The sequence below is a fragment of the Micromonospora halotolerans genome (genome assembly GCF_032108445.1).
Lineage (GTDB): Bacteria > Actinomycetota > Actinomycetes > Mycobacteriales > Micromonosporaceae > Micromonospora > Micromonospora halotolerans.
In genome coordinates this window covers 3,443,296-3,468,419 of the sequence record NZ_CP134876.1, presented here as the reverse complement: position 1 = coordinate 3,468,419, position 25,124 = coordinate 3,443,296, and the positions used below count along the sequence as shown (strand labels likewise).

24 protein-coding genes and 2 tRNA genes are annotated in these 25,124 nt (G+C 73.2%); 10 read left to right on the top strand and 16 right to left on the bottom strand.

Annotated features, from left to right (window positions below):
• Positions 1-86 precede the first annotated feature (86 nt).
• Complete coding sequence (locus RMN56_RS16525; RefSeq protein ID WP_313724603.1) at positions 87-551, top strand: ATP-binding protein; 465 nt, start codon at positions 87-89, stop codon at positions 549-551.
• Between the two features lie 22 nt (positions 552-573).
• Here the strand turns inward: RMN56_RS16525 and RMN56_RS16520 are convergent, their stop codons facing one another.
• The gene (locus RMN56_RS16520) at positions 574-1,512 is read right to left on the bottom strand and encodes a ribose-phosphate diphosphokinase (RefSeq protein ID WP_313724602.1); all 939 of its coding nucleotides are present in this window, start codon (positions 1,510-1,512) and stop codon (positions 574-576) included.
• 54 nt (positions 1,513-1,566) lie between these two features.
• Positions 1,567-2,400, bottom strand: coding sequence for a phosphoribosylaminoimidazolesuccinocarboxamide synthase (locus RMN56_RS16515; protein WP_313724601.1), 834 nt, complete (start codon positions 2,398-2,400; stop codon positions 1,567-1,569).
• A 209-nt stretch (positions 2,401-2,609) separates the two neighbouring features.
• Between RMN56_RS16515 and RMN56_RS16510 the strand changes: the two genes are divergently transcribed.
• A complete protein-coding gene (locus RMN56_RS16510; RefSeq protein WP_313724600.1) occupies positions 2,610-3,932 on the top strand; it encodes an ABC transporter substrate-binding protein in 1,323 nt (440 codons plus the stop codon).
• Positions 3,933-3,977: 45 nt separating this feature from the next.
• Here RMN56_RS16510 and RMN56_RS16505 read toward each other — a convergent pair whose 3' ends face one another.
• From RMN56_RS16505 to RMN56_RS16475, 7 genes are all read right to left on the bottom strand, one after another.
• Positions 3,978-4,226 carry a hypothetical protein gene (locus RMN56_RS16505; protein ID WP_262284856.1) on the bottom strand — a complete coding sequence of 83 codons (249 nt, stop codon included), beginning with the start codon at positions 4,224-4,226 and terminating at the stop codon, positions 3,978-3,980.
• A 111-nt stretch (positions 4,227-4,337) separates the two neighbouring features.
• A tRNA-Met gene (locus RMN56_RS16500) sits at positions 4,338-4,411 on the bottom strand.
• A 126-nt stretch (positions 4,412-4,537) separates the two neighbouring features.
• Positions 4,538-4,611: transfer RNA gene (locus RMN56_RS16495), tRNA-Met, on the bottom strand.
• Positions 4,612-4,661: 50 nt separating this feature from the next.
• Positions 4,662-5,582, bottom strand: a complete 921-nt coding sequence (locus RMN56_RS16490) for a hypothetical protein (protein ID WP_313724599.1) — start codon at positions 5,580-5,582, stop codon at positions 4,662-4,664.
• Entirely contained in the window at positions 5,572-6,081 is a 510-nt protein-coding gene (locus tag RMN56_RS16485) for a SigE family RNA polymerase sigma factor (protein ID WP_313724598.1), read from the bottom strand. The genes RMN56_RS16490 and RMN56_RS16485 overlap by 11 nt, the downstream gene beginning before the upstream one ends.
• Before the next feature lie 149 nt (positions 6,082-6,230).
• A complete protein-coding gene (locus tag RMN56_RS16480) occupies positions 6,231-9,221 on the bottom strand; it encodes a UPF0182 family membrane protein (protein ID WP_313724597.1) in 2,991 nt (996 codons plus the stop codon).
• A 123-nt stretch (positions 9,222-9,344) separates the two neighbouring features.
• Complete coding sequence (locus RMN56_RS16475; RefSeq protein ID WP_313724596.1) at positions 9,345-10,358, bottom strand: YlbL family protein; 1,014 nt, start codon at positions 10,356-10,358, stop codon at positions 9,345-9,347.
• A gap of 184 nt (positions 10,359-10,542) precedes the next feature.
• Between RMN56_RS16475 and RMN56_RS16470 the strand changes: the two genes are divergently transcribed.
• Positions 10,543-11,745 (top strand): zinc-dependent metalloprotease, encoded by a 1,203-nt coding sequence (locus tag RMN56_RS16470; protein WP_313724756.1) that lies wholly within the window; start codon positions 10,543-10,545, stop codon positions 11,743-11,745.
• A gap of 65 nt (positions 11,746-11,810) precedes the next feature.
• Here the strand turns inward: RMN56_RS16470 and RMN56_RS16465 are convergent, their stop codons facing one another.
• The gene (locus RMN56_RS16465) at positions 11,811-12,413 is read right to left on the bottom strand and encodes a hypothetical protein (protein WP_313724595.1); all 603 of its coding nucleotides are present in this window, start codon (positions 12,411-12,413) and stop codon (positions 11,811-11,813) included.
• A 180-nt stretch (positions 12,414-12,593) separates the two neighbouring features.
• Complete coding sequence (locus tag RMN56_RS16460) at positions 12,594-13,124, bottom strand: M48 metallopeptidase family protein (protein ID WP_313724594.1); 531 nt, start codon at positions 13,122-13,124, stop codon at positions 12,594-12,596.
• A 478-nt stretch (positions 13,125-13,602) separates the two neighbouring features.
• On the opposite strand from RMN56_RS16460, the gene RMN56_RS16455 reads away from it, so the two are divergent.
• The 3 genes from RMN56_RS16455 to RMN56_RS16445 all read left to right on the top strand — a co-directional run bounded on the left by RMN56_RS16455 (position 13,603) and on the right by RMN56_RS16445 (position 16,420).
• A complete protein-coding gene (locus RMN56_RS16455) occupies positions 13,603-13,770 on the top strand; it encodes a DUF5679 domain-containing protein (RefSeq protein WP_012014940.1) in 168 nt (55 codons plus the stop codon).
• A gap of 180 nt (positions 13,771-13,950) precedes the next feature.
• Positions 13,951-15,063, top strand: coding sequence for a TOMM precursor leader peptide-binding protein (locus tag RMN56_RS16450; protein ID WP_313724593.1), 1,113 nt, complete (start codon positions 13,951-13,953; stop codon positions 15,061-15,063).
• A 10-nt stretch (positions 15,064-15,073) separates the two neighbouring features.
• Positions 15,074-16,420 (top strand): ABC1 kinase family protein, encoded by a 1,347-nt coding sequence (locus RMN56_RS16445; protein WP_313724592.1) that lies wholly within the window; start codon positions 15,074-15,076, stop codon positions 16,418-16,420.
• Between the two features lie 301 nt (positions 16,421-16,721).
• On the opposite strand, the gene RMN56_RS16440 is transcribed toward RMN56_RS16445, so the two are convergent.
• The 3 genes from RMN56_RS16440 to RMN56_RS16430 all read right to left on the bottom strand — a co-directional run bounded on the left by RMN56_RS16440 (position 16,722) and on the right by RMN56_RS16430 (position 19,767).
• Positions 16,722-17,087, bottom strand: coding sequence for a WhiB family transcriptional regulator (locus RMN56_RS16440; RefSeq protein ID WP_151462818.1), 366 nt, complete (start codon positions 17,085-17,087; stop codon positions 16,722-16,724).
• A 135-nt stretch (positions 17,088-17,222) separates the two neighbouring features.
• Positions 17,223-17,444, bottom strand: a complete 222-nt coding sequence (locus RMN56_RS16435; RefSeq protein WP_376787324.1) for a hypothetical protein — start codon at positions 17,442-17,444, stop codon at positions 17,223-17,225.
• Positions 17,445-17,607: 163 nt separating this feature from the next.
• Positions 17,608-19,767 carry an ATP-dependent DNA helicase UvrD2 gene (locus RMN56_RS16430; protein ID WP_313724590.1) on the bottom strand — a complete coding sequence of 720 codons (2,160 nt, stop codon included), beginning with the start codon at positions 19,765-19,767 and terminating at the stop codon, positions 17,608-17,610.
• A 91-nt stretch (positions 19,768-19,858) separates the two neighbouring features.
• Here RMN56_RS16430 and RMN56_RS16425 point away from each other — a divergent pair, with 91 nt between their 5' ends.
• Positions 19,859-20,101: a mycoredoxin gene (locus tag RMN56_RS16425; RefSeq protein ID WP_254334953.1), complete on the top strand. Its 243-nt coding sequence runs from the start codon at positions 19,859-19,861 to the stop codon at positions 20,099-20,101.
• Positions 20,102-20,159: 58 nt separating this feature from the next.
• Here RMN56_RS16425 and RMN56_RS16420 read toward each other — a convergent pair whose 3' ends face one another.
• Positions 20,160-21,425: an MFS transporter gene (locus RMN56_RS16420; protein WP_313724589.1), complete on the bottom strand. Its 1,266-nt coding sequence runs from the start codon at positions 21,423-21,425 to the stop codon at positions 20,160-20,162.
• A gap of 203 nt (positions 21,426-21,628) precedes the next feature.
• Between RMN56_RS16420 and RMN56_RS16415 the strand changes: the two genes are divergently transcribed.
• From RMN56_RS16415 to RMN56_RS16405, 3 genes are all read left to right on the top strand, one after another.
• Positions 21,629-22,609 carry a helix-turn-helix domain-containing protein gene (locus RMN56_RS16415; RefSeq protein WP_313724588.1) on the top strand — a complete coding sequence of 327 codons (981 nt, stop codon included), beginning with the start codon at positions 21,629-21,631 and terminating at the stop codon, positions 22,607-22,609.
• Positions 22,610-22,681: 72 nt separating this feature from the next.
• Complete coding sequence (locus RMN56_RS16410) at positions 22,682-22,912, top strand: DUF397 domain-containing protein (RefSeq protein ID WP_313724587.1); 231 nt, start codon at positions 22,682-22,684, stop codon at positions 22,910-22,912.
• A 209-nt stretch (positions 22,913-23,121) separates the two neighbouring features.
• Complete coding sequence (locus RMN56_RS16405) at positions 23,122-23,391, top strand: hypothetical protein (RefSeq protein WP_313724755.1); 270 nt, start codon at positions 23,122-23,124, stop codon at positions 23,389-23,391.
• A gap of 747 nt (positions 23,392-24,138) precedes the next feature.
• On the opposite strand, the gene nudC is transcribed toward RMN56_RS16405, so the two are convergent.
• Entirely contained in the window at positions 24,139-25,086 is a 948-nt protein-coding gene (gene nudC / locus RMN56_RS16400; RefSeq protein WP_313724586.1) for an NAD(+) diphosphatase, read from the bottom strand.
• Between the last annotated feature and the right edge of the window lie 38 nt (positions 25,087-25,124).

Genomic DNA, 25,124 nt, shown 5'->3' with positions numbered 1-25,124 from the left:
GCGGGCCGCGAGGTGCGGTGCGAGAAACCCTGACGTACGGTGGAAATGCCGCGAAAATCACCGCACGCCATCGCCGGGACGGGGCCATGACAAACGCAGAACCCCCCGCACCGCGTACGGTTGTGCCCATCGAACCTTCCCTCCTCATCGCCGAGGCCTTCAACCAGGCCCAGGTGACCGCGCTACGGCACTCGGTCACCTCGTGCTCGCACGCGGCGGGGTTGACCGGGCAACGGCTGGACGACTTCGTGCTGGCGGTCAACGAGCTGATCACCAACGCCGTCCGGCACGGCGGCGGCCAGGGCCGGCTGCGGCTGTGGCGCCGTCCCGGCGAGCTGATCTGCGAGGTCGCCGACCACGGCCAGGGGATCAGCGTGCGGCGGCTCAGCGAGCGTGCCCGGCCGGCCCCGGACACGGCCGGCGGCTGGGGGCTGTGGCTGGCCCGGGAGCTGAGCGACACCATGGCGGTGGAGACCGGCGAGGCCGGCACGATCGTCCGGATCACCGCGGCGCTGGCCGCCCAGCCCGTCACCCGCCCGGCCGACAGCTGACCGGGCGGGGCCGTGCCCGGCCTCAGCCGAAGAGGGCGCTCACCGACTCGCCGTTGTGAATCCGCCGCATCGCCTCGGCCAGCGCCGGCGCCACCGACAGCACCTCCAGCTTCGGCACCCGCTTCTCCTCCGGGATCGGCACCGTGTTCGTGCAGACGACCTCCAGCACCCCGTCCTGCTCGCTCAGCCGCTTCAGCGCGCCGCTGGAGAAGAGGCCGTGGGTGCAGGCCAGCCGGATCGACCGGACCTGCCGCTCGCGGAGGTGGCTCATCAGCTCGATGACCGTGCTGCCCTTGGCGATCTCGTCGTCCAGCACGATCACGTCCCGGTCCGCCACGTCACCGATGACCGTGCTGATCTGCACCCGGTCGTCGCTGTACCGCTGCTTCGCGCCGGCCGCCACCGGGGTGCCGAGCATCCGGGCGAACGCCGCCGCCTCCTTGGCGTTGCCCAGGTCCGGCGAGACCACGACGGTGTTGCTCAGGTCCCGCCCCCGGAAGTGGGTGGCCAGCTCGCGCAGCGCGTGCAGGTGGTCCACCGGCACGCTGAAGAAGCCGTGCACCTGCGGCGAGTGCAGGGTCATGGCGAGCACCCGGTGCGCGCCGGCCGAGGTGAGCAGGTCGGCGACCAGCCGGCCGCCGATGGAGATCCGCGGGGCGTCCTTCTTGTCCGACCGCGCGTACGCGTAGTGCGGCAGCACCACGGTGATCCGGCCGGCGGAGGCGCCGCGGGCCGCGTCGATCATGAGCAGGAGCTCGACCAGGTGCTCCTGCACCGGCGGCACCAGCGGCTGAATGAGGAAGACGTCGCGCTCCCGGCAGTTCGCCTGCAACTGCACCTCGAGGCAGTCGTTGGCGAACCGGGACACCCGCACCGGGTGCAGGGGAACGTCGAGGTGGGCGCAGATCTCGGCGGCGAGGTCCGGGTGGGCGGTCCCGCTGAACACGGCAATGTCACGCACGTCTGTTGATCGTACGGGTGGGTCGTGCCGCGGCGGTGGACCCTCCGGCGTGCCTCAGGCCCAGCGGTTGCCGGTGAGCTTCTCGTAGACCTCGACGTAGCGGGCCCGGGTCGCCTCGACCACCTCGGCGGGCACCTCGGGGGCGGGCGGCTGCCGGTCCCAGCCGCCGCCGGTGGCCCAGTCGCGCAGGTACTGCTTGTCGAAGGAGAACTGGGTGCGGCCCGGCTGGTAGGACTCGGCCGGCCAGAACCGGGACGAGTCGGAGGTGAGCAGTTCGTCGGCGAGGATCAGGGTGCCGTCCGGCGTCCAGCCCAGCTCGATCTTGGTGTCGGCGATCAGGATGCCCCGGTCGGCGGCGATCTCCGCGCCCCGCCGGTAGACGTCGATGGTGATCTGCCGCAGCCGCTCGGCCGTCTCGGCGCCCACCTTGTCGACCACCTCGGCGTAGGTGATCGGCTCGTCGTGCTCGCCCTTGGGCGCCTTGGTCGACGGGGTGAAGATCGGCTCGGGCAGGATCGACGCCTCCACCAGGCCCCGCGGCAACTCGACGCCGGACACCGCGCCGGTGCGCTGGTACTCGGCGAAGCCACCCCCGGTGAGGTAGCCCCGGGCGACGCACTCGACCGGGACCATGTCCAGCCGCCGGCAGCGGATCGCCCGGCCGGCGAACTCCGCGGGCACGTCGGTGGCCGAGATGACGTGGTTCGGCACCAGATCGGACAGCTGCTCGAACCACCACAGCGACAGGGCGGTGAGCAGGCGGCCCTTGTCCGGGATCGGGGTCGGCAGCGCCACGTCGTAGATCGAGACACGGTCGGAGGCGACCAGGATGAGGTCCTCGCCGTCGGCGTAGACGTCCCGAACCTTGCCGGAGTGCAGAAGTTCCACGGCGCTAGTACACCATGCGTGCACGGGGCGCCCGGCCCGGCCACCGGCCATCCCGACGGACGGGGATTCTGGCCTGCCGAGAGACGAGCGGGCGCAGGACCCGACGTGGTGCGCCGCGGGCGGTGCGGGACGGCCGGCGTTGACACCCGCGCCCGGGGCCTGTGTAAATGATCCGTCCGCAGCAGCCGCCCGCACCCCCGGAGAGACCCGTGCGCGCACCGCAGTCCGTACCCCGTCCCGGCATCGGCCGGCGGCGGCTGCTCGGCGCGCTGACCGGGCTGCCGCTGCTCGCCGGTGGGCTGGCCGGCTGCGGCCCGGAGGAGGAGGACACTCCGGTCGAGGACGGCCCGATCGAGCTGTCGGTGTTCTGGTGGGGCGGGACCCGCCGGGCCGAGGCCACCGAGAAGGCGCTGCGCCTCTACTCCCAGCAGAACCCCCGGGTGAGCTTCCGCGTGACCTGGCAGGGGCTGACCGGCTACTACGACCGGCTGGCGACCCAGGCCACCGGGGGCAACGTGCCCGACCTGTTCCAGATCGACGACACCCTGCTCACCGAGTACGCCCGCCGGCAGATCGTCCTCGACCTCAGCCCCTGGGTCGCCGACAACCGGCTCGACCTGCGCGGCCTGCCCGAGCACCTGGCCCGGTACGGCCGGGTGGACGAGCGGACCGTGGCGGTGCCCGCCGCGCAGACCAGCGCGGCGCTGGTCTACAACCGTGACCTGCTGCGCCGGCTGCGACTGCCCGAGCCGCACACCCGCATGTCCTGGCGGGAGTACGCGCGGTGGGCCGCCCGCGTCACCCGCACCTCCGGCAACCGGGTGGCCGGGACCATGGACCCGTCCGGCGACTACCGCGCGCTGTGGCTCTGGCTGCGCGGCCAGGGCAGCGAGCTGTACCAGGGTCGGCAGCTCGGCTTCAGCTCCGGGGAGCTGCTCGACTGGTTCGAGTTCTGGGAGGTCGCCCGGTACGACCGGGCCACCCCGAGCGCCGCCCTGGTCGAGCAGGCGGACAGCGGCGAGCTGGCCCGCCAGCTCGTGGTCACCGGGCACGCGGCCGCGTCGTTCGCCTGGTCGCACCAGCTGCCGGAGCTGCAACGGCTCACCGACGACGAGCTGGGCCTGGCCGCCTTCCCGGGCACGCCGGCGGCGCAGTGGCCGCGGGCGTCGATGTACTGGGCCGCCTACCGCGGCAGCCGCCATCCGGGCGTCGTGGTCGACGTGATCAACTTCCTGACCACCAACGTGGCCGCCGGCCGGATCCTCGGCATCGAGCGCGGCCTGAACGCCGCCGTGCCGGTCCGCACGTTCGTCGTCGACGGCGTCACCGACCGCACCGAGAAGCGGGTGGTGGCGCTCGGCGCCGACCTGGACGAGCTGGCCGGGGCGGCGCCCGCGCCACCGCCCAAGGGGCACGCCAAGGTGCGCACCCTGCTCATCGACGCGGCCGAGAGCATCCGCGCCAAGCGCTCGGGCGCCCGGACGGCGACCTCGCGGTTCATGGCGCAGGCGACCGCCGCCCTGGCCGAGTGAGGGCCGCCCGCCGCGCCCGGGGCGCGGCGGGCGGACCGGTTCCCGTCAGCGCGGCGGGCCGCCGCGCCGGCCCCGCATGAGGCGCAGCACCAGCAGCACGATCACGACGACCACCACGAGGCAGCAGAGCAGCCCGAGGAAGCCGAAACCACCCCGGGACCGCCGCCGGGCGGCCTCCACCACCAGCTCGCCCGTGCCCGTGGAGGCCCAGGCCGCGACCGGCACGAACACCGAGAGCACGACCGCACCGAGGACCGCGCTGAGGCGGCCCCACCACTTGTTCCAACCAGACATGCACCCATCCTTGCCGAGAAGCGCAACAGCGGCAGGACGGACGGGCCGGATGACGTCGCCCGGAGAAAGCGAAAGGCCCCGGAGTTCCCTCCGGGGCCTTTCGTGAACGAGTAGCGGGGACAGGATTTGAACCTGCGACCTCTGGGTTATGAGCCCAGCGAGCTACCGAGCTGCTCCACCCCGCGTCGGCTTGTACAGCCTATCTCATGCCCGCCGTGGAGATCAGCCGGGTTCCCCGATCCGCCACGCCGGGCCGCACCCGGCATGGCGAAGGGCCCCGGAGTTCCCTCCGGGGCCCTTCGTTGAACGAGTAGCGGGGACAGGATTTGAACCTGCGACCTCTGGGTTATGAGCCCAGCGAGCTACCGAGCTGCTCCACCCCGCGTCGGCTCGTTAACCGTAGCGCACGGGGCCCACGGGGCGCAAAACGGGCCGTCAGGCCAGCCACCTCCGGATCGCCTCGACCGCCCGGCGGCTGTCCGCGTCGAACCGGGCGCGCTCGGTCGAGGTGCCCTCCCAACCCTGCTCCCAGACCACGGTGACCACGTCGCCGGAGCGGATCGCGCGGACCAGGTGCACCTCGTCGCCGCCGGTCGGGTCCCCGTTGACGTCCCGGGACAGCGTCCGGGTCTCGAACAGCACCGACTCGTCGCCGTACCCGCTGTCGCCGAGCAGGCGCTGGCGCTGCGTCATCCCGGACGCGTCCGGGACCGGCTGCTCGGGGCAGTCACGCACGGTCTCCCGCAGTTCGGCCAGCGCCTCGTCGGCCCGCCCCGGACGGTAGACGGTGATGCTGTGCCGGTAGCTTCCGTCCGGGACGTACCCCTTCGGGGTGCCGGTCAGCTTGAACGCCAGGCTGCGGGCGCGGCGGGTGACCGTCCCCGCCTCACCGGGCCGGGCGCCGCAGAGCGCCGGCAGCACCGGTCCCGGGATGAACTCGTCGCCGATACCCGTGTCGTTCGCGGCGGCCAGGGTGAAGAAGGCCCGGTCCGGGATGCTCGTCGGGCCGGGGTCCGGCGGCCGGGCACTCGTCTTCGGCGGCGCCTCCGGGGTACGCGCGGAGGGCGCCGGAGACGTGTGGCTCGGCGGCGGCGACGGCGCGGTCGGGGTGGGCGACGGCGACGGGCTGTCGGTGGTCGTGGCCGGCGCCGGTTCGGCGTCCGGCCCGGCGGCGAGCACCAGCTGCGCCCCGGCGACGGTGCCGGCTACCAGAGCGGCGACGGCCAGCGCGCCCACGGCGGCCCGCTGCCGCGCCCGGCGGTCGGCACGCCGGCGCACCCGGTCCGGGGCCGGGAGCACCCGCTCGTCGGTGTCCACGGCGAGCGCCCCGTAGAGGCGGGTCAGTTCACGCGACATCGTTGACCTCCAGCTCCTCGGCCGCCACGCCGGGCAGCAGCTCGGCCAGCCGGGCCCGGCCCCGGGACAGCCAGGACTTCACGGTGCCGGTGGGGACCCCCGCCTCCCGGGCGATCTCCTCCACCGACAGGTCGAACAGGTAGTGCAGGGCGAGGGCCTGCCGGTGTCGGGCCGGCAGCTGCCGCAGCGCCCCGACCAGCAGCACGGTGTCCTCGCCGGGTGGCCCCACGTCGGCCGGCGGGCCGGTACGGCTGGCCGCGAGCCGCCAGCCGCGCAGCCGCCGCCAGCGGTCCGTGGCCAACCGGCTGATCACCAGACGCAGCCAGGCCTCCGGCGCAGGATGGTCGGCCAGCTTCCCCCACTGCCGCCACGCGCGGGCGTACGCCTCCTGGACCAGGTCCTGGGCGTCACCGGCGTCGTCAGCCACTGCGCGGCCGTACCGGAGCGCCCGCCCCGACGTGCTGCGGTAGAAGTCGTCGAACGTGTTCACATCGCGCATCTGGACTCCGCCTCCCCTCACGCCCACCTGCTCTGATGACGGTGGAAGCGGGCACGGGGTTGCGGGTGTTCCGTCCGGTTTGCGACACGAGCCCGCGGCCCGCGCCCGTCAGGGGTCGCGGACCACGGGCTCGCGTGGTCGGCTCGGCGTCAGCCGTTCGGTGTCGGGGACGACGAGGGTGCGGCCGGCGGCGACGCCGGTGGGCTGCCGCTGGGGCCCGGGCCGGGCGACGAGTTCGCCGCCGCCTGGGCCTCCTGGAACGCGGCCATGGCCTCGTCGAGCGTCTTCAGCGCACGCCCGTACCGCTCGAAGTCGCCGGACGCCTGCGCGGCCTTGACCTCGGTGATCGCGCTCTGCACCCGGCCGGCCGCCTGGGCCAGCTCACCGGTGAGCACCGGTGGGGTGGTGCCGCTGGTCGGCGGGCTCGTGCCGCCCGAGGTGGGCGGCGGTGCGCCGCCGGGGGCCCGTTTGCCCTGCTCGACGAGCTGCTTGATGCCGTCGCTGAGGTTGTTCGCCAGCACCACGTACGAGCCGCCGTCGCCGTACGAGAGCAGGACCCTCTGCAACTGTGGGAACGCGTTCTGGGTGTTGCTCTTCACGTAGACGGGCTCGACGTAGAGCATCCCGTCGCCGAACGGCAGCGACAGCAGGTTGCCGTACTGCACCTGGGACTGCCCCGAGGAGAGCAGGTTCAGCTGCTGCCGGATGTCGCCGTTGTTCGTCATCTGCTGGTGCACCTGGACCGGCCCGGAGATCCGGGTCTGGTCCGGAAGCTCCAGCACCTCCAACTGGGGTCGCCCGTCCACGTACGACCCGGAGATCAGCGCGGCCAGGTTCTCCCGGCGGTTGGGGGTGACCGCCGAGGTGAGCTGGAAGCGCGGCCCGTCCTGCCCGGGGAACTGGGTGAACAGGTAGTACGGAGGCTGCTTCGCGCCGCTGTCCGGGGCGTCCGGCACGTTCGGGACCTGCCAGAAGTCCTGGCCGGAGTAGAAGTCGCCGGGGTCGGTGACGTGGAACCGGGCGAGCAGGTTGCGCTGCACCTTGAACAGGTCGGCCGGGTAGCGGAAGTGCTCGGCCAGCTCCGGCGGGATGTCGCCCTTGGGCAGCACGAGGTCACCGCCGAAGGCCTTGTTCCACGCCTTGAGCACCGGGTCGGCGTCGTCGAACGCGTACAGCTTCACCGTGCCGTCGTACGCGTCGACCGTCGCCTTCACCGAGTTGCGGATGTAGTTGACGTTCTCCCGGGCCAGCTGGAACGTGCCGCGGCCGGTCAGCTCGTCGGCCGTCTCGGCCTGGAGGTTCACCCGCTCGGCGTAGGGGTAGGTCGCGGCCGTGGTGTAGCCGTCCACGATCCACAGGACCCGGCCGTTCACCACCGCCGGGTACGGGTCGCCGTCCAGGGTGAGGAACGGCGCGACCTTCTCCACCCGGTCCCGCGGGTTACGCACGTAGAGCAGCTTGGAGTCGTCGTTGACCGCCTCGGAGAGGAGGAAGTTCGACTCCTGCTCCTTGATCGCGTACAGCAGGCGGCGGGGGAACGAGCCGATCTCGACGCCCCCCTCGCCGCTGTAGGTGTAGTACTGCTCACCACCGGTGGAGGTCGGCTTGTCGAACTCGACGTCGCGGTCCCCGGTCTGCCCGACGATCGCGTAGTCGTCGGCCTTCATGCGCTCGCCGTAGTAGATCCGCGGCTGCTGGGCCGGGATCTGCTCGGTCGGCGAGGTGCACGCCTGCACCTCCTCCTTGGTGGCACCACCGAGGAAGCCGGAGACGAAGTACGGCGTGCCGTTGCCGCAGACCTGGTTGGCCGGCGCCGCAACCAGCCCGTATCCGTGGGTGTAGACGGTGTGCCGGTTGATCCAGTTGCTCTGCTGCGGGGTCAGCTCGTCATAGTTGATCTCCCGCACGCCGACCACGTAGTCGGAGGTCTTGCCGCCCGCCGCGTACCGGTCGATGTCCAGCTTCGGGCCGAAGTCGTAGAAGCCGCGGACCTGCTGGAGCTGCGTGTACGTCTCGGACACCAGCTGCGGGTCGAGCAGCCGGACGTTCTGCACCACCGAGGTGTCGGTGGCCAGGTTGGCGGGCGGGACGAGGTTGTTCGCCGCGTAGTTGGTGTTCTTCGTGTCGGTCAACCCGAAGGCGGCCCTCGTCGCCTTGATGCTGCGATCGATGTACGGCGCCTCCTTGTCCCGGGCGCTCGGCTTGACCTCGAAGGTCTGCACGGCCCACGGGTAGATGCCGCCGATCGCCACGGCCGAGACGCCGAGCAGGGCGAGCGCGATGCCGGGCCAGACCAGGTTCCGCATCCACGCGTTGGAGAACACGATGATCGCGACGGCCACCACGACGGCGATCCAGGCGAGGATCTCCTTCGCCGGGAGCAGCGCGTTGATGTCCGCGTAGCCGGCGCCGTAGAGCTTGGCGCCCTCGTTGTACTCCAGCAGCATGGCCCGCTGGTCCAGCACGTACGCGATGGCCTTGAGCAGCACGAAGACGGCCACCAGCGAGCTCAGGTGGGCCCGGGCGGCGTTGGTCATCCGGTCCCCGACGCCCTGCAGCCGCACCCCGCCGAAGATGTAGTGCACGGCCAGCGCGCCGAGCAGGGCGAGCACCACCGCGGTGAAGCCGACGCCGAGCAGGTACCGCCAGAACGGCAGCTGGAACACGTAGAACCCGATGTCGACGTTGAACTCCGGGTCCTTCACGCCGAAGCTGCCGCCGTTGCGGAACAGCAGCCACTGGCCCCACCGGCTCTGCGCGGAGAGGCCGGCGAAGAGCCCGATGACCGCGGAGGCCAGGGCGATCCAGGTGCCGAGCCGGGGGCTCAGCAGCATCCGGTAGCGCTCGAGCGTGGCCTGCTCGGCGGAGTGCGGGCGCAGTTGCGGCCGCAGCCGGTGGGCCAGCCAGAGGTTACCGGCGATGATCACCGCCATGCCGAGCCCGATCACCAGGAACAGCAGCAGCCGGGTGGCGAGCACGCCGGTGAAGACCTGGGTGTAGCGGACCTCGTCGAACCAGAGCCAGTCGGTCCACGCGTTGACCCCCCACCCGAGCAGGGTGAAGAGCACGAACACCCCGATCAGAACTCCGATGGTGACGCGTCCGCGCCGGCTCATCCTCGGAAGGGGGCTGCTACGCATGACCACTGTTGGCTCCGCACGCTCGATGTGATCGGCTCCGACCAGGCACCCAGAGTACGGGGTGTTCCTGAACACGACGGGTCAAGGTCACGTCACGATCGTCCGGCGGCCCTGCGCGCCCGGTCAGCAGCGGGTGGGCTGCCCCCCGGCGCGCAGCTTCTCCAGGGCCGTCAAGGCGTCGTCCAGCGACGCCACCTTGAGCAGCGGCAGGTCGGGCTGCGGGTTGCGGACCGCCTCGGCGCAGTTGTCGGCGGGCACCAGGAAGACCTTCGCCCCGGCCTGCTTGGCGCCGACCAGCTTCTGCGCGATGCCGCCGATCGGGCCGACCCGGCCCTCGTCGTCGATGGTGCCGGTGCCGGCGATCACCTTCCCGCCGGTCAGGTCGGCCGGCTCCAGCTTGTCGACGATGCCCAGGGCGAACATCAGCCCGGCGCTGGGGCCGCCGATGTCGCCGAGGTCGATCTTGAGGGTGAACGGGTGCGGCTGCTGCTGGTCGATCTCGATGCCGATTCGCGGCCGGCCGTCCTGCTCACGGCTTCGGACCGTGGCCGTGGCCGGCGCACCGGCCCGGGTGTAGCCGATCTTCAGCTCGGTGCCGGCCGGCTTGGCGCGGATCAGCTCGGTGAGCCGGGCCGCGCTGGACACCGGCTGCCCGTCGACCGAGGTGATCACGTCGTTGGGCTTGAGCACGTCGACCGACGGGCCGCCCGCGGTGACCGTCTTCACCAGCACGCGGATCGGGTAGCCCAGCTCGCGCAGGGCCGCCGTCTCGGCGCTGGTCTGCGAGTTCTGGAAGTCCTCGGCGTTGCGCTGCTCGACCTCCTCCTGCGACTCCCCCGGCGGGTAGACCAGCTCGCGCGGCACCACCGCCTCGTCGGAGGAGAACCACCCGGCCAGCGCCGAGCGCAGCCGGACCGTGGGCTGCACACCCACCGTGGTCAGCCGGAGCTGCCCGGCGGAGGTGGACGTCGCCCGGCCGGTCACCTGGATGATCTCCTTGCCGTTCTCGCTGCCCAGGGTGTTGACCGTCGGGCCGGGACCGAGCACCACGTACGGGATCGGCACGCTCAGCACGCCGACGCTGAGCAGGGCGGTGAGCAGTGCACCGAGGAGTACGGTCACGCCGCGACGTCTCATGCGCCAGAGCGTACCGATCCGGCCCGGAACGTCCGGCGCGGTGACCGCAGGACTTCGCCCTCAGCGCAACGCCGACGCGCGCGACCTGCGGCGCGGCCCGCGTACCGTAGACGTCGTGCCTGATATTCCGTTCGGCTTCGCGCTCCCGGGTGGGCAACCACCAGACCCCAACGATCCCGCGCAGATGCAGCAGTTCATGTCGCAGTTGCAGCACCTGCTCTCCGCGCCGGGCAGCGGACCGGTCAACTGGGACCTCGCCCGGCAGGTCGCCGCGAGCCAGCTCGCCGCCGCCGGCGACCCGGCGGTCTCGCCGTTCGAACGCAACACGGTGGAGGAGGCGCTGCGCATCGCCGACCTCTGGCTGGAGCCGGCCACCTCGTGGCCCACCGGCATCCGCACCTCGGTCGCCTGGAACCGCAACGAGTGGATCTACAAGACCCTCGACGTGTGGCGCAAGCTCTGCGACCCGGTGGCCAGCCGCATGGTCGGCGCCATGGGCGACCTGGTGCCGCCGGAGGCCCGGGCCCAGCTCGGCCCGATGCAGTCGATGGTCGCCACGCTGGGCGGCGCGCTCTTCGGCGGCCAGCTCGGCCAGGCACTCGGCTCGCTCGCCGCCGAGGTGCTCTCCGCCGGCGACATCGGCCTGCCGCTCGGCCCCGCCGGCACCGCCGCGCTCATCCCGGCCAACATCCGGGCGTACGGCGAGGGCCTGGAGCTGCCCGAGGACGAGGTCCGCCTCTACGTGGCCCTGCGCGAGGCCGCCCACCAGCGGCTCTTCCAGCACGTCCCGTGGCTGCGCGGGCACGTGCTCGCCGCCGTCGAGAACTACGCCGCGGGCATCCGGGTCAACCGGGAGGCGATCGAGGAGGCGATGGGCCGGGTCGACCCGACCGACCCGGAGTCGATGCAGGCCATCGCCCTGGAGGGCATCTTCACGCCCGAGGACACGCCGGCGCAGAAGGCGTCGCTGGCCCGGCTGGAGACCGTGCTCGCCCTGGTCGAGGGCTGGGTGTGCCACGTGGTGGACAGCGCCGCGGGCGACCGGCTGCCGAACGTGGTCCGCCTCGGCGAGGCGTTCCGCCGCCGCCGGGCCGCCGGTGGCCCGGCTGAGCAGACCTTCGCCGCCCTGGTGGGCCTGGAGCTGCGGCCGCGCCGGCTGCGCGAGGCGACGGTGCTCTGGTCGGCGCTCACCGAGCACCGCGGGATCGCCGGCCGGGACGCGGTGTGGGGCCACCCCGACCTGCTCCCGTCGGACGAGGACTTCGCCAACCCGGAGGCGTTCGCCGCGACCACCAGCGACCTGGACGAGGAGCTGGCGAACTTCGACTTCACCGCGCCCGGTGCGCCGGAGGAGCAGGCCCGGGGCGAGGACGACGACAAGTCCTGACGTCGCACGTCCGCCGGGGCCCGCACGAGCACTCGTGCGGGCCCCGGCGTTTCTGCGGGTGCCCGTCAGCCGGGCCGGCCGGAGAGCAGTGCCCGGGTCGCCTCCCAGCCCTCGAAGGCCGGGTCGAGGGTGGCCAGGTCGGCCGGGCCGCGCAGCCGCCGCCAGCCGGCGGTGACCGCCACGTCCCCCGGGCGCGGTGCGGCGGCACGCACCTCGGCCGGCGCGGCGGTGTCCAGGTCGAGCGCCGGCAGCCAGTCCGGCACGGGCAGCCGGGCCGCCACCCCGAGCAGCCCCGCGCCGCTCCCCTCGACCGGTGCGACCGCGACCGGCCGGCTGGACAGCGGCCGGAGCAGCTTGCCCAGGGTGAGCCCCGGCACGTCGGGCGCGTCGGCGACCACCACGGCCGCCTGGTCGTAGCCGGCCAGCGCGGCGAACACCGCGCCGGCGGTGGGCTCCGGCACCTCGTACACGGCCGTGCCGGGCCAGACCACGGCGTCGGCCAACCAGCGGTCCTCCGGCGTCACCGCCACGGCGGTCTCCACCTCGTTGAGCGTGGCCAGCAGGTCCACCACGTCCTCGGCGAGCGCACTCCGCCACCGGGCCGGATCGATCCCCGGAGGCGTCCAGCGGACCGGGCCGAGCAGCGCCACCACCACACGTCGAGCCACCCGACGACCCTAACCCGCCACCCACGGCCGCCCGTCGCACCGAACCGCCGGTCCGCCTCGTCGCGCTTCGTTGCGCCTCGTCGATCATGAGGTTTAGCCCCGGCAAACGGGGCGAATCGCGCCGCTAACCTCATGATCGACAGCGCAAAGGGCGGCCCTGGGGCCCGGGGGCGGGTGGGGTCAGTCGGTCAGGGGGACGCCGGAGGTGGCGGCCACGCCCTCCAGGTAGCCGCGGGCCCGTTCGCTCTTCGGGTAGCGGGCGATCAGGGCCCAGAACTGGGCGTTGTGGCTGGGCACGATGAGGTGGGCCAGCTCGTGCAGCAGCACGTAGTCGATCACCCACTCGGGCATGTCCTGGATGCGGTGGGAGATCCGGATGGTGCGGTCGGCGGGGGTGCAGGAACCCCAGCGGCCGTTCTGGTTGGTCACCCAGCGGACGCTGGCCGGGGCGGCGGCCCGCGCGTGCTCGGGCAGGTAGAGGCTGATCAGTCGGGCGGCCCGGGCCAGCAACTCGGCGTCGGAGCGGGCGAGCCGGCCCTCGCGGGCGGCGAGCCGGGCCAGCATCCGGTCGACCCACTCGCTCTCCTCGGCACGGGAGAACTGGTCCGGGATGAGCACGACGACGCGCTCACCGTCGCGGTACGCGGACACCGTGCGTCGCCGGCGCTGGCTGCGCCGTACTTCGACGACGGGCTTCCGCGTCCCGGCCATCACTGGTCCGCGCAGCCTCGGATGACTGTCACGAGGGAAAGCTAATGCGTACTGACCAGGAGTCCGCAAGAGTCAACACGGCGACACGCGCCCGGAAAATGGCGGTTGGTCGTCAGGAGTCCCGAAAAATTTCTTTGCGGCGGCAGTTGACCATCACCTGCGGGCCCCTGTCAACGTTAGGTGATCTACGGACGAGCTGTCGCGGTGGGGCCGCCCCGAAGGGGGATCTGAGGGCATTCACCCGGCGTGTCCCCGCGAAACTGACTTATCCGACGTAACGCGGCATGCACACTCTCGACGTCAACTTGCTCACAGAGTCGACGCACAGCTGACATGGAACCGCCCAGACCTGGGTAGGGTCCGCCAACCAGCGGTCACGTGCGTGATCGCGGAGAACCCCCCGGCGCCGGCGCCACCCGTGGCCCGCCGCAGGGAAACCCGCCGGAGGCGTCCGGTGGACGAGACGAGGAGGGCTACCGTGGCCGACCAGGCCCAGACCTACAACGGTTACTGCGTGAAGTGCAAGGAGAAGCGGGACTTCGAGGGCCGCGTGGAGGTCTCGAAGACCGGCATGAACATGGCCAAGGGCAAGTGCCCGGTGTGCGGCACAACAGTGAACCGCATCCTCGGCAAGGCCAAGGTCTGACCCGTCCGGGTCGCACGGGGGAGGGGTGGCAACGGCCACCCCTCCCCCGTCGTCTACCCGACACCGACTACCGGCCGGTTGTGGACAACCCGGGTTTTCCTGTGGACAACGCTGGCCACAGCCCGGCGCACCTGTGGACAACGATCGACGGAGAGCGCGGGCACGGTCACGATTCGTGGTGTGACCGAACCGGTTCCCCTCGCCCGTCCGACGCTGCTGCCCGGCCTCACCCGGCTGTGGCGGGACCGGCACACCCTCCAGCTCGGGGTGGAGCCCGGCCCGGCCGTGCTGCTGGAGCTGACCAGCCCGGGCGCCGCCCGCCTGCTCGACCTGCTCGACGGCACCCGGAGCGAGCGCGCCGTGCTCGCGGCCGCCACCGCCGCGCGGGTCCCGCCGGCCGAGGCCCGGCTGCTGCTCGACACGCTCCGGGCCGCCGCTCTCGTCGTACCCGCGCAGAGCCTGCTCCCCCGCGACCTCACCGGGCCGGTCCGGGCCCGGCTCGCCGGGGAGGCCGACGCCCTGGCCCTGGCCGCGCCCGCCCTGCCCGGCACGCCGGCCCGGCTGCTGCGCCGCCGCCGGGCGGCGCGCGTGCTGGTCACCGGCGCCGGGCGGCTGGGCGCGGCGATCGCGGTCGCGCTGGCGCAGGCCGGGGTCGGACACGTCGTCCCCGACCTGGCCGGCCCGGTCCGCCCCGGTGACCTGGTGGGCACCGGGCTGACCGGCGCCGAGCTGGGCCGTCCGCTGGCGCCGGCGGTGCGCGCGGCGCTGACCCGGTGCGCGCCGGGCACCACGACCACGCCCCTGCGGCCGGGCCGGGCCGACCTGGTGGTCCAGCTCGGCGTCGACCGCCCGGCGGCCCTGCTCGCCACCGGCTACGCGCGCCGCCGCCAGCCTCACCTCCTGGTCGACCTGCGCGGGGGTGTGCCGGTGATCGGGCCGCTGGTCCGCCCGCCGGTGGGCCCCTGCCTGCGCTGCCTCGACCTGCACCGGACCGACCGCGACCCGGACTGGCCGGCCCTCGCCGCCCAGCTCGCGGCCGGTGACGGCGACCGGGCCTGCGCGACCACCACCCGGCTGGCCGCGGCGGCCTACGCGGCGGCCGAGGCGTTGACCCACCTCGACGGGGGCACCCCGGAAACGCTCGGCTGCGCGGTCGAAATCGGGCAGGTCGGCCGCTTCCGGCATCGCCGGTGGCCGCCGCACCCCTCCTGCGGGTGCTCCGGCCGTCGCTCGATCCGGTCTGCCGCACCCGCTCCCGGCCGCACAGCAGCAACGGGCCCGCCGAGTCGGTAACAATGACCGGGTGACCGACATCCCGCGCCGGGCCGTGTCCCGGACCGCCAAGCTCGCCGCTCTGCCGCTCGGCTTCGCCGGTCGGACCGTCCTCGGCATGGGCAAGCGGGTCACCGGGCTCGCGTCCGACGTCATCTCCGCCGAGATCCAGCAGCGCACCGCCGAGCAGCTGTTCAGCGTGCTCGGGCAGCTCAAGGGCGGGGCGATGAAGTTCGGGCAGGCCCTGTCGGTCTTCGAGGCGGCGCTGCCGGACGAGATCGCGGCACCCTACCGGCAGGCGCTCACCAAGCTCCAGGAGGCCGCCCCGCCCCTGCCCGCGGCGACCGTGCACAAGGTGCTCGCCGAGCAGCTCGGGCCGGACTGGCGGGACCGGTTCGTGGAGTTCAACGACACCCCGGCCGCCGCCGCCAGCATCGGCCAGGTGCACCGCGCGGTCTGGCGCGACCCGGGGTACGGGCCGAACGGCGGCCCGCGCCACCGGGACGTGGCCGTGAAGATCCAGTACCCGGGCGCCGGGGACGCCCTGCTCGCGGACCTGAAGCAGCTGTCCCGGCTGGGTGGCATGTTCCGCGCGATCCAGCCCGGGCTGGACGTCAAGCCGCTCCTCACCGAGCTGCGTGAGCGGATCACCGAGGAGCTGGACTACGAGCTGGAGGCCGAGTCGCAGCGCGCCTTCGCGGCCGCGTACGCCGGCGATCCCGACATCTACATCCCCGAGGTGCTCGACGCCGCGCCCCGGGTGCTGATCACCGAATGGGTCGAGGGCACCCCGCTGTCGCAGATCATCCGCGAGGGCACCGAGGAGCAGCGCGACCAGGCCGGGCGGCTCATGGCCGAGCTGCACCTCTCCGCGCCGATGCGGGCCGGGCTGCTGCACGCCGACCCGCACCCGGGCAACTTCCGGCTGCTCCCCGACGGCCGCCTCGGCGTGATCGACTTCGGCGCGGTGGCCCGGATGCCGGAGGGGACCCCCGAGCCGATCGGCCGGATCGCCGCGCTGGCGCTGCGCGACGACGCCGACGCGGTGGTCGCCGGGCTGCGCGAGGAGGGTTTCGTCAGCACCACGGAGCCGATCGACGCCGAGGGGGTGCTGGACTTCCTCCGCCCGATGCTGGAGCCGATCGCCGCGGACGAGTTCCGGTTCACCCGGGCCTGGCTGCGCGCTCAGGCGGCCCGGCTGGCCAGCCCGCGCTCCCCCACCTACCAGCTCAGCCGGCAGCTCAACCTGCCGCCGTCGTACCTGATGATCCACCGGGTGACGCTGGGCTCGATCGGGGTGCTCTGCCAGCTGGAGGCGAAGGCGCCCTACCGGGCGATCCTGGAGCGCTGGCTGCCCGGCTTCGCCCCGGTGAGCTGACCGACGCGCACGCCGAAGGGGCGGTGACCATCCGGTCACCGCCCCTTCTGTGGTGTAGGGATCTAGAGAGCGCCCAGGTCGCGGGCCGACTGGCTGCGGCCACGCATGGCGACGGTACGGGCGGAACGGGTTGCCTCAGTGCTCGTGGTGGTGCCGGCCTGAGGCCGGCGCATTCGAGCCCGGGACAACGCTTCGTGGAGTAGTTGCATCTCGGTTCCATTCGGCAGGTGCAGCATGGGTTTCGGCTTTCTCGTTCGGGCCGGTAACGATCGCCGGCGGGGACGTGCGGAACGGGGTTGTGTCAGGCTGCCAGCCGGACGGAGTTCCGCGACTCGGACAGCCCACTGGCCGCCAGTCGCGCCTCCGCCTCGACCCGGAGCTGGGCGTCACGGGCGAGGTCCTCCTTGCGCGGACGGCCACGGGGCCGCTTGCGCGGGACGACCGCGCCACGCTCGAAGATCTCGCCGCCCCAGACGCCCCACGGCTCGGACCGCTCCACCGCGCCGGCGAGGCACTCGACGCGCAGCGGGCAGTCCCCGCAGAGCGACTTGGCCAGCTCGAGCTCGGCAGGCGAGTCGGAGAACCACAGGTCGGGGTCGAACTTCCGGCAGGGCAGGTTCGCCTCCACCTCGACGCTCACGTCGAGTGGGGCCAACGCCAGACTCATCCTCCGGTCACCTCTCTCTCACTTCGATCTCGTGGATCGCATTTCTGACGGCACTACGGCGGTGCAAAAAAACTGAGGCCGCGGATCCCGGTATGCGGGTTCCGCGGCCTCGAGGTGAGCCGGTGGTCTGGTGGATCAGACCGGTCTACCTCGAGGTGGAACGCCGCGGACATCCGTGCGCTTCTTGGCGCCATCGATGCCCATGCCCGTGAAGCCACTGGTCCCCTCGATCCCCGCCAGCGGCGCCACGGTCCGGTTCAGCTCGGCCTGAACCTGGGCCTGGTGCACCTGCGGAGTCGACGGTCGAGCGGCAAGGGCCACCCGGACGGACGACAGCGGAGCGCAGGCAGCAGGCATCGCCGCCGAACGCTCATAGGTGAAGATCTCCACGGGTGCCACCTCCCTGTCTTTCCTCGTGCCGACCTTGGACTCATCCCCCGTGAGCAGCCAGAATGGCGCCGCTCGCGAGGTGTGTCCTGAGGCTATTCCTCGCCTCGGGGCGAGGGCAAACGATTTACGGCTAGATTTCGAAACTTTTCTGCGGGCAGACCTCGTCCACCTCCGCACCGGCCACCAGGGCCAGCACCGTTTCGCCGTAAAGTCCCAGTTTGCGGGGGCCGATCCCGGCGATCGCGATCAGCTCCTCGGTGCGGCCCGGCTTCCGCTCGGCCAGCGCGGTGAGCGTGGCGTCGGTGAAGACCACGTACGCCGGCACCTTCTGCGCCCCGGCGACCCGCTGCCGCCACTCGCGCAGCCGCTCGTACAGCTCCTCGTCCAGATCGGACGGACACGTCGGGCAGCGGCCCAGCTTCCGGTCCGCCCCGGCGAGCAGGGTGGCGCCGCAGATCCGGCAGGAGACCACCTGGGCGCGCCGCCGCTCGGTGCGCCGGGCCGCGCCTGTGCCCGCGCCGGCCCGCTCGCCGCCGCCGGAGCGGTCCAGCTGGGGCAGGAACCGGGACGGCCGCCGGGCCCGGCCGCCGGGCGAGCGGGCCGCCGCGTACGACAGCCAGAGCCACTCGCGCGCCCGGGTGATCCCGACGTACAGCAGCCGCCGCTCCTCCTCGACCTGCTCGGGGGTCTTCGCGTACGTGGTGGGCAGGGTGCCCTCGGCCAGCCCGACCAGGAAGACGGCGTCCCACTCCAGACCCTTGGCCGAGTGCAGTGAGGCGAGCGTCACGCCCTCCACGGTGGGCACGTGCTGCTGGGCGGCCCGCCGGGCCAGTTCCTCGTTGAAGTCGCCCAGGGTGACCGGGCGCTCGATCGCGGCGGCCTCGCCGATCGGCACCACCTCGGGCGTCGCCGCGTACTCCTCGGCGAGCTGGACCAGCGCGGCGAGCGCCTCCCACCGTTCGCGCGCGGCCCCGCCGGGCGGGGGCGCGTCGGGCGCCCAGCCGACCGCGGCGAGCCCCTCCACGACGGCGGTCGGCAGCGGGGTCTCCCCCGGGATCGACCGGGTGGCGGCGCGCAGCGCGATCATGGCCTGGCGCACCTCGGGGCGCTCGAAGAAGCGCTCCGCTCCCTGCACGACGTACGGCACCGCGGCCTCGGTGAGCGCCTTCTCGTACGCCTCGGACTGGGCGTTGGTGCGGAACAGCACCGCGATCTCCCGGGCCGGGGTGCCGCCGTCGACCAGCGCCCGGCAGCGGGCCGCGACCGCGTTGGCCTCGGCCGGCTCGTCGGTGAAGATGCGCAACTCGGGTTCGGGGCCGGGCGGGCGCTGGCCCTGCAGCTCCAGCCGGAGCCGGGCCTCCGCGCCCCGGGCCTGGGAGATCACCGCGTTGGCCAGCCCGACCACCTGCGGGGTGGAGCGGTAGTCGCGGACGAGCCGGACCACGGTGGCGTTGCGGTGCCGGCGCGGGAAGTCGATCAGGTAGGACGAGGTCGCCCCGGTGAACGAGTAGATGGTCTGGCTGGCGTCGCCGACGACGGTGAGGTCGTCCCGGCCGCCGAGCCAGGCGTCCAGCAGCCGCTGCTGGAGCGGGTTGACGTCCTGGTACTCGTCGACCACGAAGTGCCGGTACTGGCCACGGACCTGCTCGGCGACGTCGGCGTGCTCCTCGATCCCCCAGACCGCGGCGCGCAGCATGTCCTCGAAGTCGATCACCCCGTTGCCGCGCTTGAGCCGCTCGTACGCGGCGAAGACCTCGGCCACCTTCGCCGGCTCATGCGGGGTCTCGCGCAGCGCCTTGGCCGCGGCCACCACGTACTCACCCGGCTCGACCAGCGACGACTTGGCCCACTCGATCTCCCCGGCCAGGTCCCGGGCGGCGGCCCGGTCGGTCCGCAGGCCCACCTTGGCGGCGGCCAGGGTGACCACCCGGACCTTGCTGTCGAGCAACTCGGGCATGGCCCGGCCCTCCAGCAGCCGGGGCGCGAAGTAGCGGACCTGGCGCAGCGCCGCCGCGTGGAACGTGCGGGCCTGGACGCCGCCGACGCCCAGCCCGGTGAGCCGGGCCCGCATCTCGGCGGCGGCGCGGGCGGTGAACGTGACGGCCAGCACGTGCCGGGCGGCGATGTCGCCGGTGAGCGCCCGGTGCGCGATCCGGGAGGTCACCGCCCGGGTCTTGCCGGTCCCGGCGCCGGCCAGGATGCAGACCGGGCCGGCCGGGGCGGTCACCGCGGACCGCTGCTCCGGGTCGAGGCCGGCGAGCACCCGTTCCGCCGCTGAGTGAACCACCACAGCGAGGAATCATTCCAGCCTCCGGTGATGTTGCAGCCATTAGCCTGGCCTGATCGGACCGGGCGCGAGTCACCCCTTGGAGGACCTGACCATGTTGACGATGTATTCCACCTCGTGGTGCGGCTACTGCCACCGGCTGAAGTCGCAGCTCGACCGGGAGGGCATCGCGTACGAGGTGGTCGACATCGAGCAGGACACGAAGGCTGCCGAGTTCGTGATGAGCGTCAACGGCGGCAACCAGACTGTCCCGACGCTGCGGTTCGACGACGGAAGCGCCCTGACCAACCCCTCGATCGTCCAGGTCAAGCAGCACCTGACCAGCATCGCCGGCTGACCCGGCCGCACCCGGCCACAGCGGCCGCCCCTGTACCGGGGGCGGCCGCTGTCGCGTCTCAGGGCGCCCGGCGCCGCCGCGGCGCGGCGAGCACCTCGTGGTCGAGCGGGCGGCGCGGGGCCGGGACGTGGACCAGGACGGGCCGGGGCGCGGTGAGCCGGCGGCCACGCCAGAGGTAGAGGCCGGCGGCCGTCGTGGTCACCCCGACCAGGGCGAACAGCAGGCGGTAGTCGACGACGCCGACGAGCAGCGCGCCCGCACCGATGGAGACCGCCTGCGGGCCGCTGACCAGCGCCTCCGCGGCGGCGGCGACCCGGCCCAGCAGCCCCGGCGGGGTCCGCCGCTGGATCAGCGTGTTCAGCCCGACCATGGTCAACGGCAGGGAGACCCCGGCCAGCAGCAGCGCCACCACACCGAGCCAGAGCCGGGGGTACGCGAGCGCCAGCGCGGCCGGCCCGAAGAACGTCACCCCGGCGGCGAGCGCCCCCACCTCGCCGGCCCGGCGCACCACGGCGGCCGAGACGAGCCCGCCGGCCAGCCCGCCGACCCCCTGCACGGTGACCAGCACACCGACGAACGCGGCGTCCCGGCCCAGCCCCAGGTCGACGTACGCGAAGATCAGCGACTCGGTGAAGCCCATCATGAGCGAGCCCAGCCCGTACCCGAGCAGGGCCCGGCGCAGCGCGCGGTCGCCGGCCAGGTGGCGCAGCCCGGCGCCCAGCCCGGCCGGCCAGCGGGGCGCGGACCGGGCCGGTGCGGCCTCGGTGACCGGGAGCACGCCGACGACCGCGGCGGCCGTGAGGAAGCCGGACATGGCCAGGGCGACCAGCAGCCAGCCGCCGACCGCGGCGTAGAGCCCGGCCCCGGCCAGCGGGCCGACCAGCCGCAACCCCTGCCGGACGGTCTGCAGCACCCCGTTGGCGTCGGCCAGCAGGTCGCTCGGCACCAGGTGTCGGATGAGCCCGCTGAGCACCGCGCTCAGGGTGATGTACGACAGCCCGTAGAGCGCCGCCACCACGTAGATCACCCAGACGTCGGCACGGTCGTGGACCGCGAACAGCGGGCAGAGCAGCACGGCCGTGCCGAGGTTGGCGGCCACGAAGAAGGGCCGGCGGCGGCACCGGTCGACCACCCACCCGACCAGCGGGGCCAGCGCCATCGGGGCGATGACCGCGAAGATGGTCGCCCCGGCCATGCCGTCCGAGCCGGTCAGGTCCTTGACCCAGACGGCCAGGGCCAGCAGCAGGATCGACTCGGCGGCCATGCTCGCCAGCAGCGCGACGAAGAGCAGGCGGAAGTCGGGGCGGCGGAGGACGGTGCGCATCGGGTTCCCTCCGGCGGGGGTGCGCCAACCGGCGCGTCGGGGCGGGAGCCGGTGAAGGCACCCCTCCACAGTCCTCTTTTTGTCGCGTGACACGCCCCCGCCGGACCCTCCGGCACCGGTCGCGCCGTCCATACTGACCGTGGGGGGCGAATTCCATACAGTTACCGTCGCGTCCTGCGACGGTCGACGGGAAAGAGGACACCGTGCCTCCTGCCGCACCAGGCCCGATCCTGCGCCGCCGCAGGCTCGGCATCGAGCTGCGCCGGCTCCGCGAACAGGCCGGCCTCACCGGCGACCAGGTCATCGAGCGGATCGGCTGGGCCTCCGCGTCCAAGCTGTCCCGGCTGGAGAACGGCCGCAGCCGTCCCGACCCGGACGACGTGGGCGTCCTGCTGACCCTCTACGGCGCGCCGGACGAGCTGCGCGAGGAACTGCTGGGCATCACCCAGGAGGCCGGCGACATGCGGGGCTGGCTGCGCAACTTCCCGGTGATGACCCAGCAGCAGCGCGCCTTCGCCGAGCTGGAGGCGGGTTGCGCGGAGATCTCCGAGTACAACCCGGTCCTGGTGCCCGGCCTGTTGCAGACCTCGGGGTACGCCCGGCACCGGATCATGTCCGCGGCCCAGGTGGCCGAGGAGGCGGGCGACCTGGAGACCGAGGACCCGGAGACCGAGGTACGCGCCCGGCAGGCCCGCCAGTCGCTGCTGACCCGCTCCCCCGACGCGCCGCGCTACACGGCCGTGCTGGAGGAGGCGGCGCTCGGCGGCCGGGCCGGCCCGCCCGAGGTGCTGCACGAGCAGATCGCCCAGCTCTGCGAGCTGGCCCTGCTGCCGAACGTGACGCTGCGGCTGCTGCTGCGGGACACCCGGGTCGGTGACTGGTACCTCCCGCCGACCGCCTTCTCGGTCTACCGGTTCGCCGATCCGCTCGATCCGGAGACGCTGGCCATCGAAGGTGGGTTCACCGACGTCATGTCGACCGAGGCAAACACCCTAAATCGCTATAAAGTGGTGTTCGAGTGGCTGAGCTCGGCGGCGCTCTCCGCATCGGACACCCTCTCCTGGCTGATCGAGGCGACGGGACGGCTGACCGGCACGGCAGCCGAGTCCACAGTGGCGTCCGGGCCGGCAACGGCGCCGACCCAGCGCCGCCGCGACTCGGGGCGCCTGACGACGGACCGGTGATCGACGGGGACGGTCCGGCGGCCCGCGGCGTCACTCGTCCCCATCGGAGCACTCCAGACCAGGAGCAGAACCATGAACGAGATCCGCAACAGCTCGTCCGAGCAGCTCGCCGGCGCCGCCTGGCGCAAGAGCACCCGCAGCCAGACCTCCAACTGCGTGGAGGTCGCGCCGCTGCGCACCGGGCCGGAGGCGGTGGCCCTGCGGGACAGCAAGGACCCGCGCGGTCCGGTGCTGCTGTTCAACCGGGCCGGCTGGCTCGGCTTCATCACCGGCGCGAAGAACGGCCAGTTCGACCTGAACTGATCCGGTGAGCTTCCGGGGCCGTCGGCGTCGCGCCGGCGGCCCCTTGCGCGTCCATCCCCGACAACCGTGCTGACCTGGGGTCACCCGATCGGTCGACGCCGCCAGCAATAGGTGGGTTTCACTTGCTGGGACGGCGCACGGGCGTAACATGACGCATGAGTGACGTGGAAGTTGCAGCCTGCATCCGTCCGTCCGCACCGGGGGACACCATGCGGTTCCTGATCGTCCGCACCGAAATCCGTGCCGCCGCCGACACCGACATCGCCGCCGCGTGGGCCGGTGGAGGTCGACTGCGGGACGAGACCAATGCGCCGGAACCGCGCCGCCAGGTCGTCCACGCGGAGGACCGCGACGCCGCCCTGCTGCTCGCCCGCGCGCTGTCCACCGTGGGCGCCGTCCGCGCCGGCCGGCACCGGGTCAAGGTGCTGCCCATCGAGGAGATGCATCCGGGCCACCCCTATCAGTGGGGCGCCAGCTGACCCGCCCCTGACGTCCGTCGCGACCGGACCGGCTCCCCCGCCGCGTTCCACGCCTCACCGGTCACGACGGCCCGTGTTCCCGGCCCGCGACCGCCGCGGCAACGACGGTCCGGGCCGGGACCACGTCCGGCCCCGCGTTCCCGGACGCCCTCGCTGCCCCCCGGCCTCCAGGTCTCCCGACCCCCGGCCTCTCCGGCCTCCCGACCTCGCCGGCCTCCCGGTCCCCCGGTCTCCCGGTCTCCCGGTCTCCCGGTCTCCCGGTCTCCCGGTCTCCCGGATGATCATGAAGTTAGCGGCGCTATTCGCCCTATTTGTCGGCGCTAACTTCATGATCACCGGGGTCAGTCTGGCGATCTTGGAGACTTGCCGTTCGGTGGGAGCGGGAAGTCTCCAAGATCTGCTTGGGGCGGGCTTGAGACTTGGCGGGCTGCGGGGAGCCGGCAGGGATTCGTCCACGACATCAAGTCGATAGCGTGGTGCGCGGTGGCGCCCGGCTCCGCGACGACGGATCCCGCGGGCGCGTGTTCCCGGGCGGCCAGCAGACGTCCTCGGCGACGACGGTCGGCGCCCGGACGCATCCGAACCGTCGTGCCCGACGATCAGCGGACCGCCGGCCGGCAGACCGCCGGTCGACAGATCCGCGGTCGACAGATCGGCGCTCGGCAGATCGCCCGTCGACAGATCGCCGGTCAGCAGATCGCCCGTCGACAGGTCGCCCTCAGCAGATGGCTGTCGGCAGATCGCTGGTCAGCAGTGGCCGTCGAGCCAGCGGTGGACCAGGAAGAGGGCGATCGACGAGGGTGGCGGAAGCAGCAGGCGGTCGCCGCCGTCCACGCGGACCGGCTGGTCGGCCAGCGCGGCGCCGATCTCCCGCCGGGTGAACCAGCGGGCGTGGGCGATCTCGGCCGGATCCACCCGGATCGGCGCGTCGGCGTCCGCCCGGGCCAGGAAGCCGAGCATCAGCGAGCCGGGGAACGGCCAGGACTGGCTGCCGGCGTACCCGATCTCCTCGACCGCGACGCCGACCTCCTCGCGGACCTCGCGCAGCACGGCGGCCTCGGCCGACTCGCCCGGCTCCACGTAGCCGGCCAGGCAGGAGTAGCGGCGCTCCCCCGGGGTGCGTGGCCAGGTGGCGTTGTTGCCCAGCAGGCAGCGCCCGTCCGGGCCGTCCACGCCGTCGTGCACCAGCACGATCATCGCCGGGTCGGTGCGCGGCCAGATTCGGCCGCCGCCCGGGTCGACCCGGGACCAGCCGGCCTCGTCCACCTCGGTCGGCTGGCCGGTCGACGAGGAGTAGCCATGCCGGACGTGCCAGTTGAGCAGCGCCAGCGCGGTGGTGAAGATGCCGGCGTCGCGGTCGGTCAGCAGGTGGCCGACCTCGCGCAGGTTGACCCGGCGGGTGCCGGCCAGCTCCGGCAGCGGCGCGTCCACCGCGAAGACCGGCACGCCGTCCGCGTCGACGCCGAGGAACATCGGCACCGACCGGGGCACCTCGGGCAGCTCGCCGGAGCCGACCAGCACCAGCTCCGGCGGGGCCGCCACGCCCCGGACCAGCGCCCGGCCGTCGTCGGTCGAGTCCAGCACGAGCACCCGGGCGTGCTCCCACGCCTCGGCGAGCCAGTCCGGGTCGGTCCGCCGGTGCGCCGCCCGGTCCAGGGTGGTCCGGGCCAGCGGTGGGGCAGGCTCTCCGGTCATGCGGTGCCTTCTTCCGTTCGCGACTGCGGGGCTCGCAA

Excerpts from the sequence above, each read along its gene's own strand:
- RMN56_RS16525 (WP_313724603.1), top strand. The coding sequence starts at position 87 with ATGACAAACGCAGAACCCCCCGCACCGCGTACGGTTGTGCCCATCGAA.
- RMN56_RS16505 (WP_262284856.1), bottom strand. The coding sequence starts at position 4,226 with ATGTCTGGTTGGAACAAGTGGTGGGGCCGCCTCAGCGCGGTCCTCGGT.
- RMN56_RS16490 (WP_313724599.1), bottom strand. The coding sequence starts at position 5,582 with ATGTCGCGTGAACTGACCCGCCTCTACGGGGCGCTCGCCGTGGACACC.
- RMN56_RS16485 (WP_313724598.1), bottom strand. The coding sequence starts at position 6,081 with ATGCGCGATGTGAACACGTTCGACGACTTCTACCGCAGCACGTCGGGG.
- RMN56_RS16480 (WP_313724597.1), bottom strand. The coding sequence starts at position 9,221 with ATGCGTAGCAGCCCCCTTCCGAGGATGAGCCGGCGCGGACGCGTCACC.
- RMN56_RS16475 (WP_313724596.1), bottom strand. The coding sequence starts at position 10,358 with ATGAGACGTCGCGGCGTGACCGTACTCCTCGGTGCACTGCTCACCGCC.
- RMN56_RS16470 (WP_313724756.1), top strand. The coding sequence starts at position 10,543 with ATGCAGCAGTTCATGTCGCAGTTGCAGCACCTGCTCTCCGCGCCGGGC.
- RMN56_RS16460 (WP_313724594.1), bottom strand. The coding sequence starts at position 13,124 with ATGGCCGGGACGCGGAAGCCCGTCGTCGAAGTACGGCGCAGCCAGCGC.
- RMN56_RS16440 (WP_151462818.1), bottom strand. The coding sequence starts at position 17,087 with ATGAGTCTGGCGTTGGCCCCACTCGACGTGAGCGTCGAGGTGGAGGCG.
- RMN56_RS16435 (WP_376787324.1), bottom strand. The coding sequence starts at position 17,444 with ATGCCTGCTGCCTGCGCTCCGCTGTCGTCCGTCCGGGTGGCCCTTGCC.
- RMN56_RS16425 (WP_254334953.1), top strand. The coding sequence starts at position 19,859 with ATGTTGACGATGTATTCCACCTCGTGGTGCGGCTACTGCCACCGGCTG.
- RMN56_RS16420 (WP_313724589.1), bottom strand. The coding sequence starts at position 21,425 with ATGCGCACCGTCCTCCGCCGCCCCGACTTCCGCCTGCTCTTCGTCGCG.
- RMN56_RS16410 (WP_313724587.1), top strand. The coding sequence starts at position 22,682 with ATGAACGAGATCCGCAACAGCTCGTCCGAGCAGCTCGCCGGCGCCGCC.
- RMN56_RS16405 (WP_313724755.1), top strand. The coding sequence starts at position 23,122 with ATGCGGTTCCTGATCGTCCGCACCGAAATCCGTGCCGCCGCCGACACC.
- nudC (WP_313724586.1), bottom strand. The coding sequence starts at position 25,086 with ATGACCGGAGAGCCTGCCCCACCGCTGGCCCGGACCACCCTGGACCGG.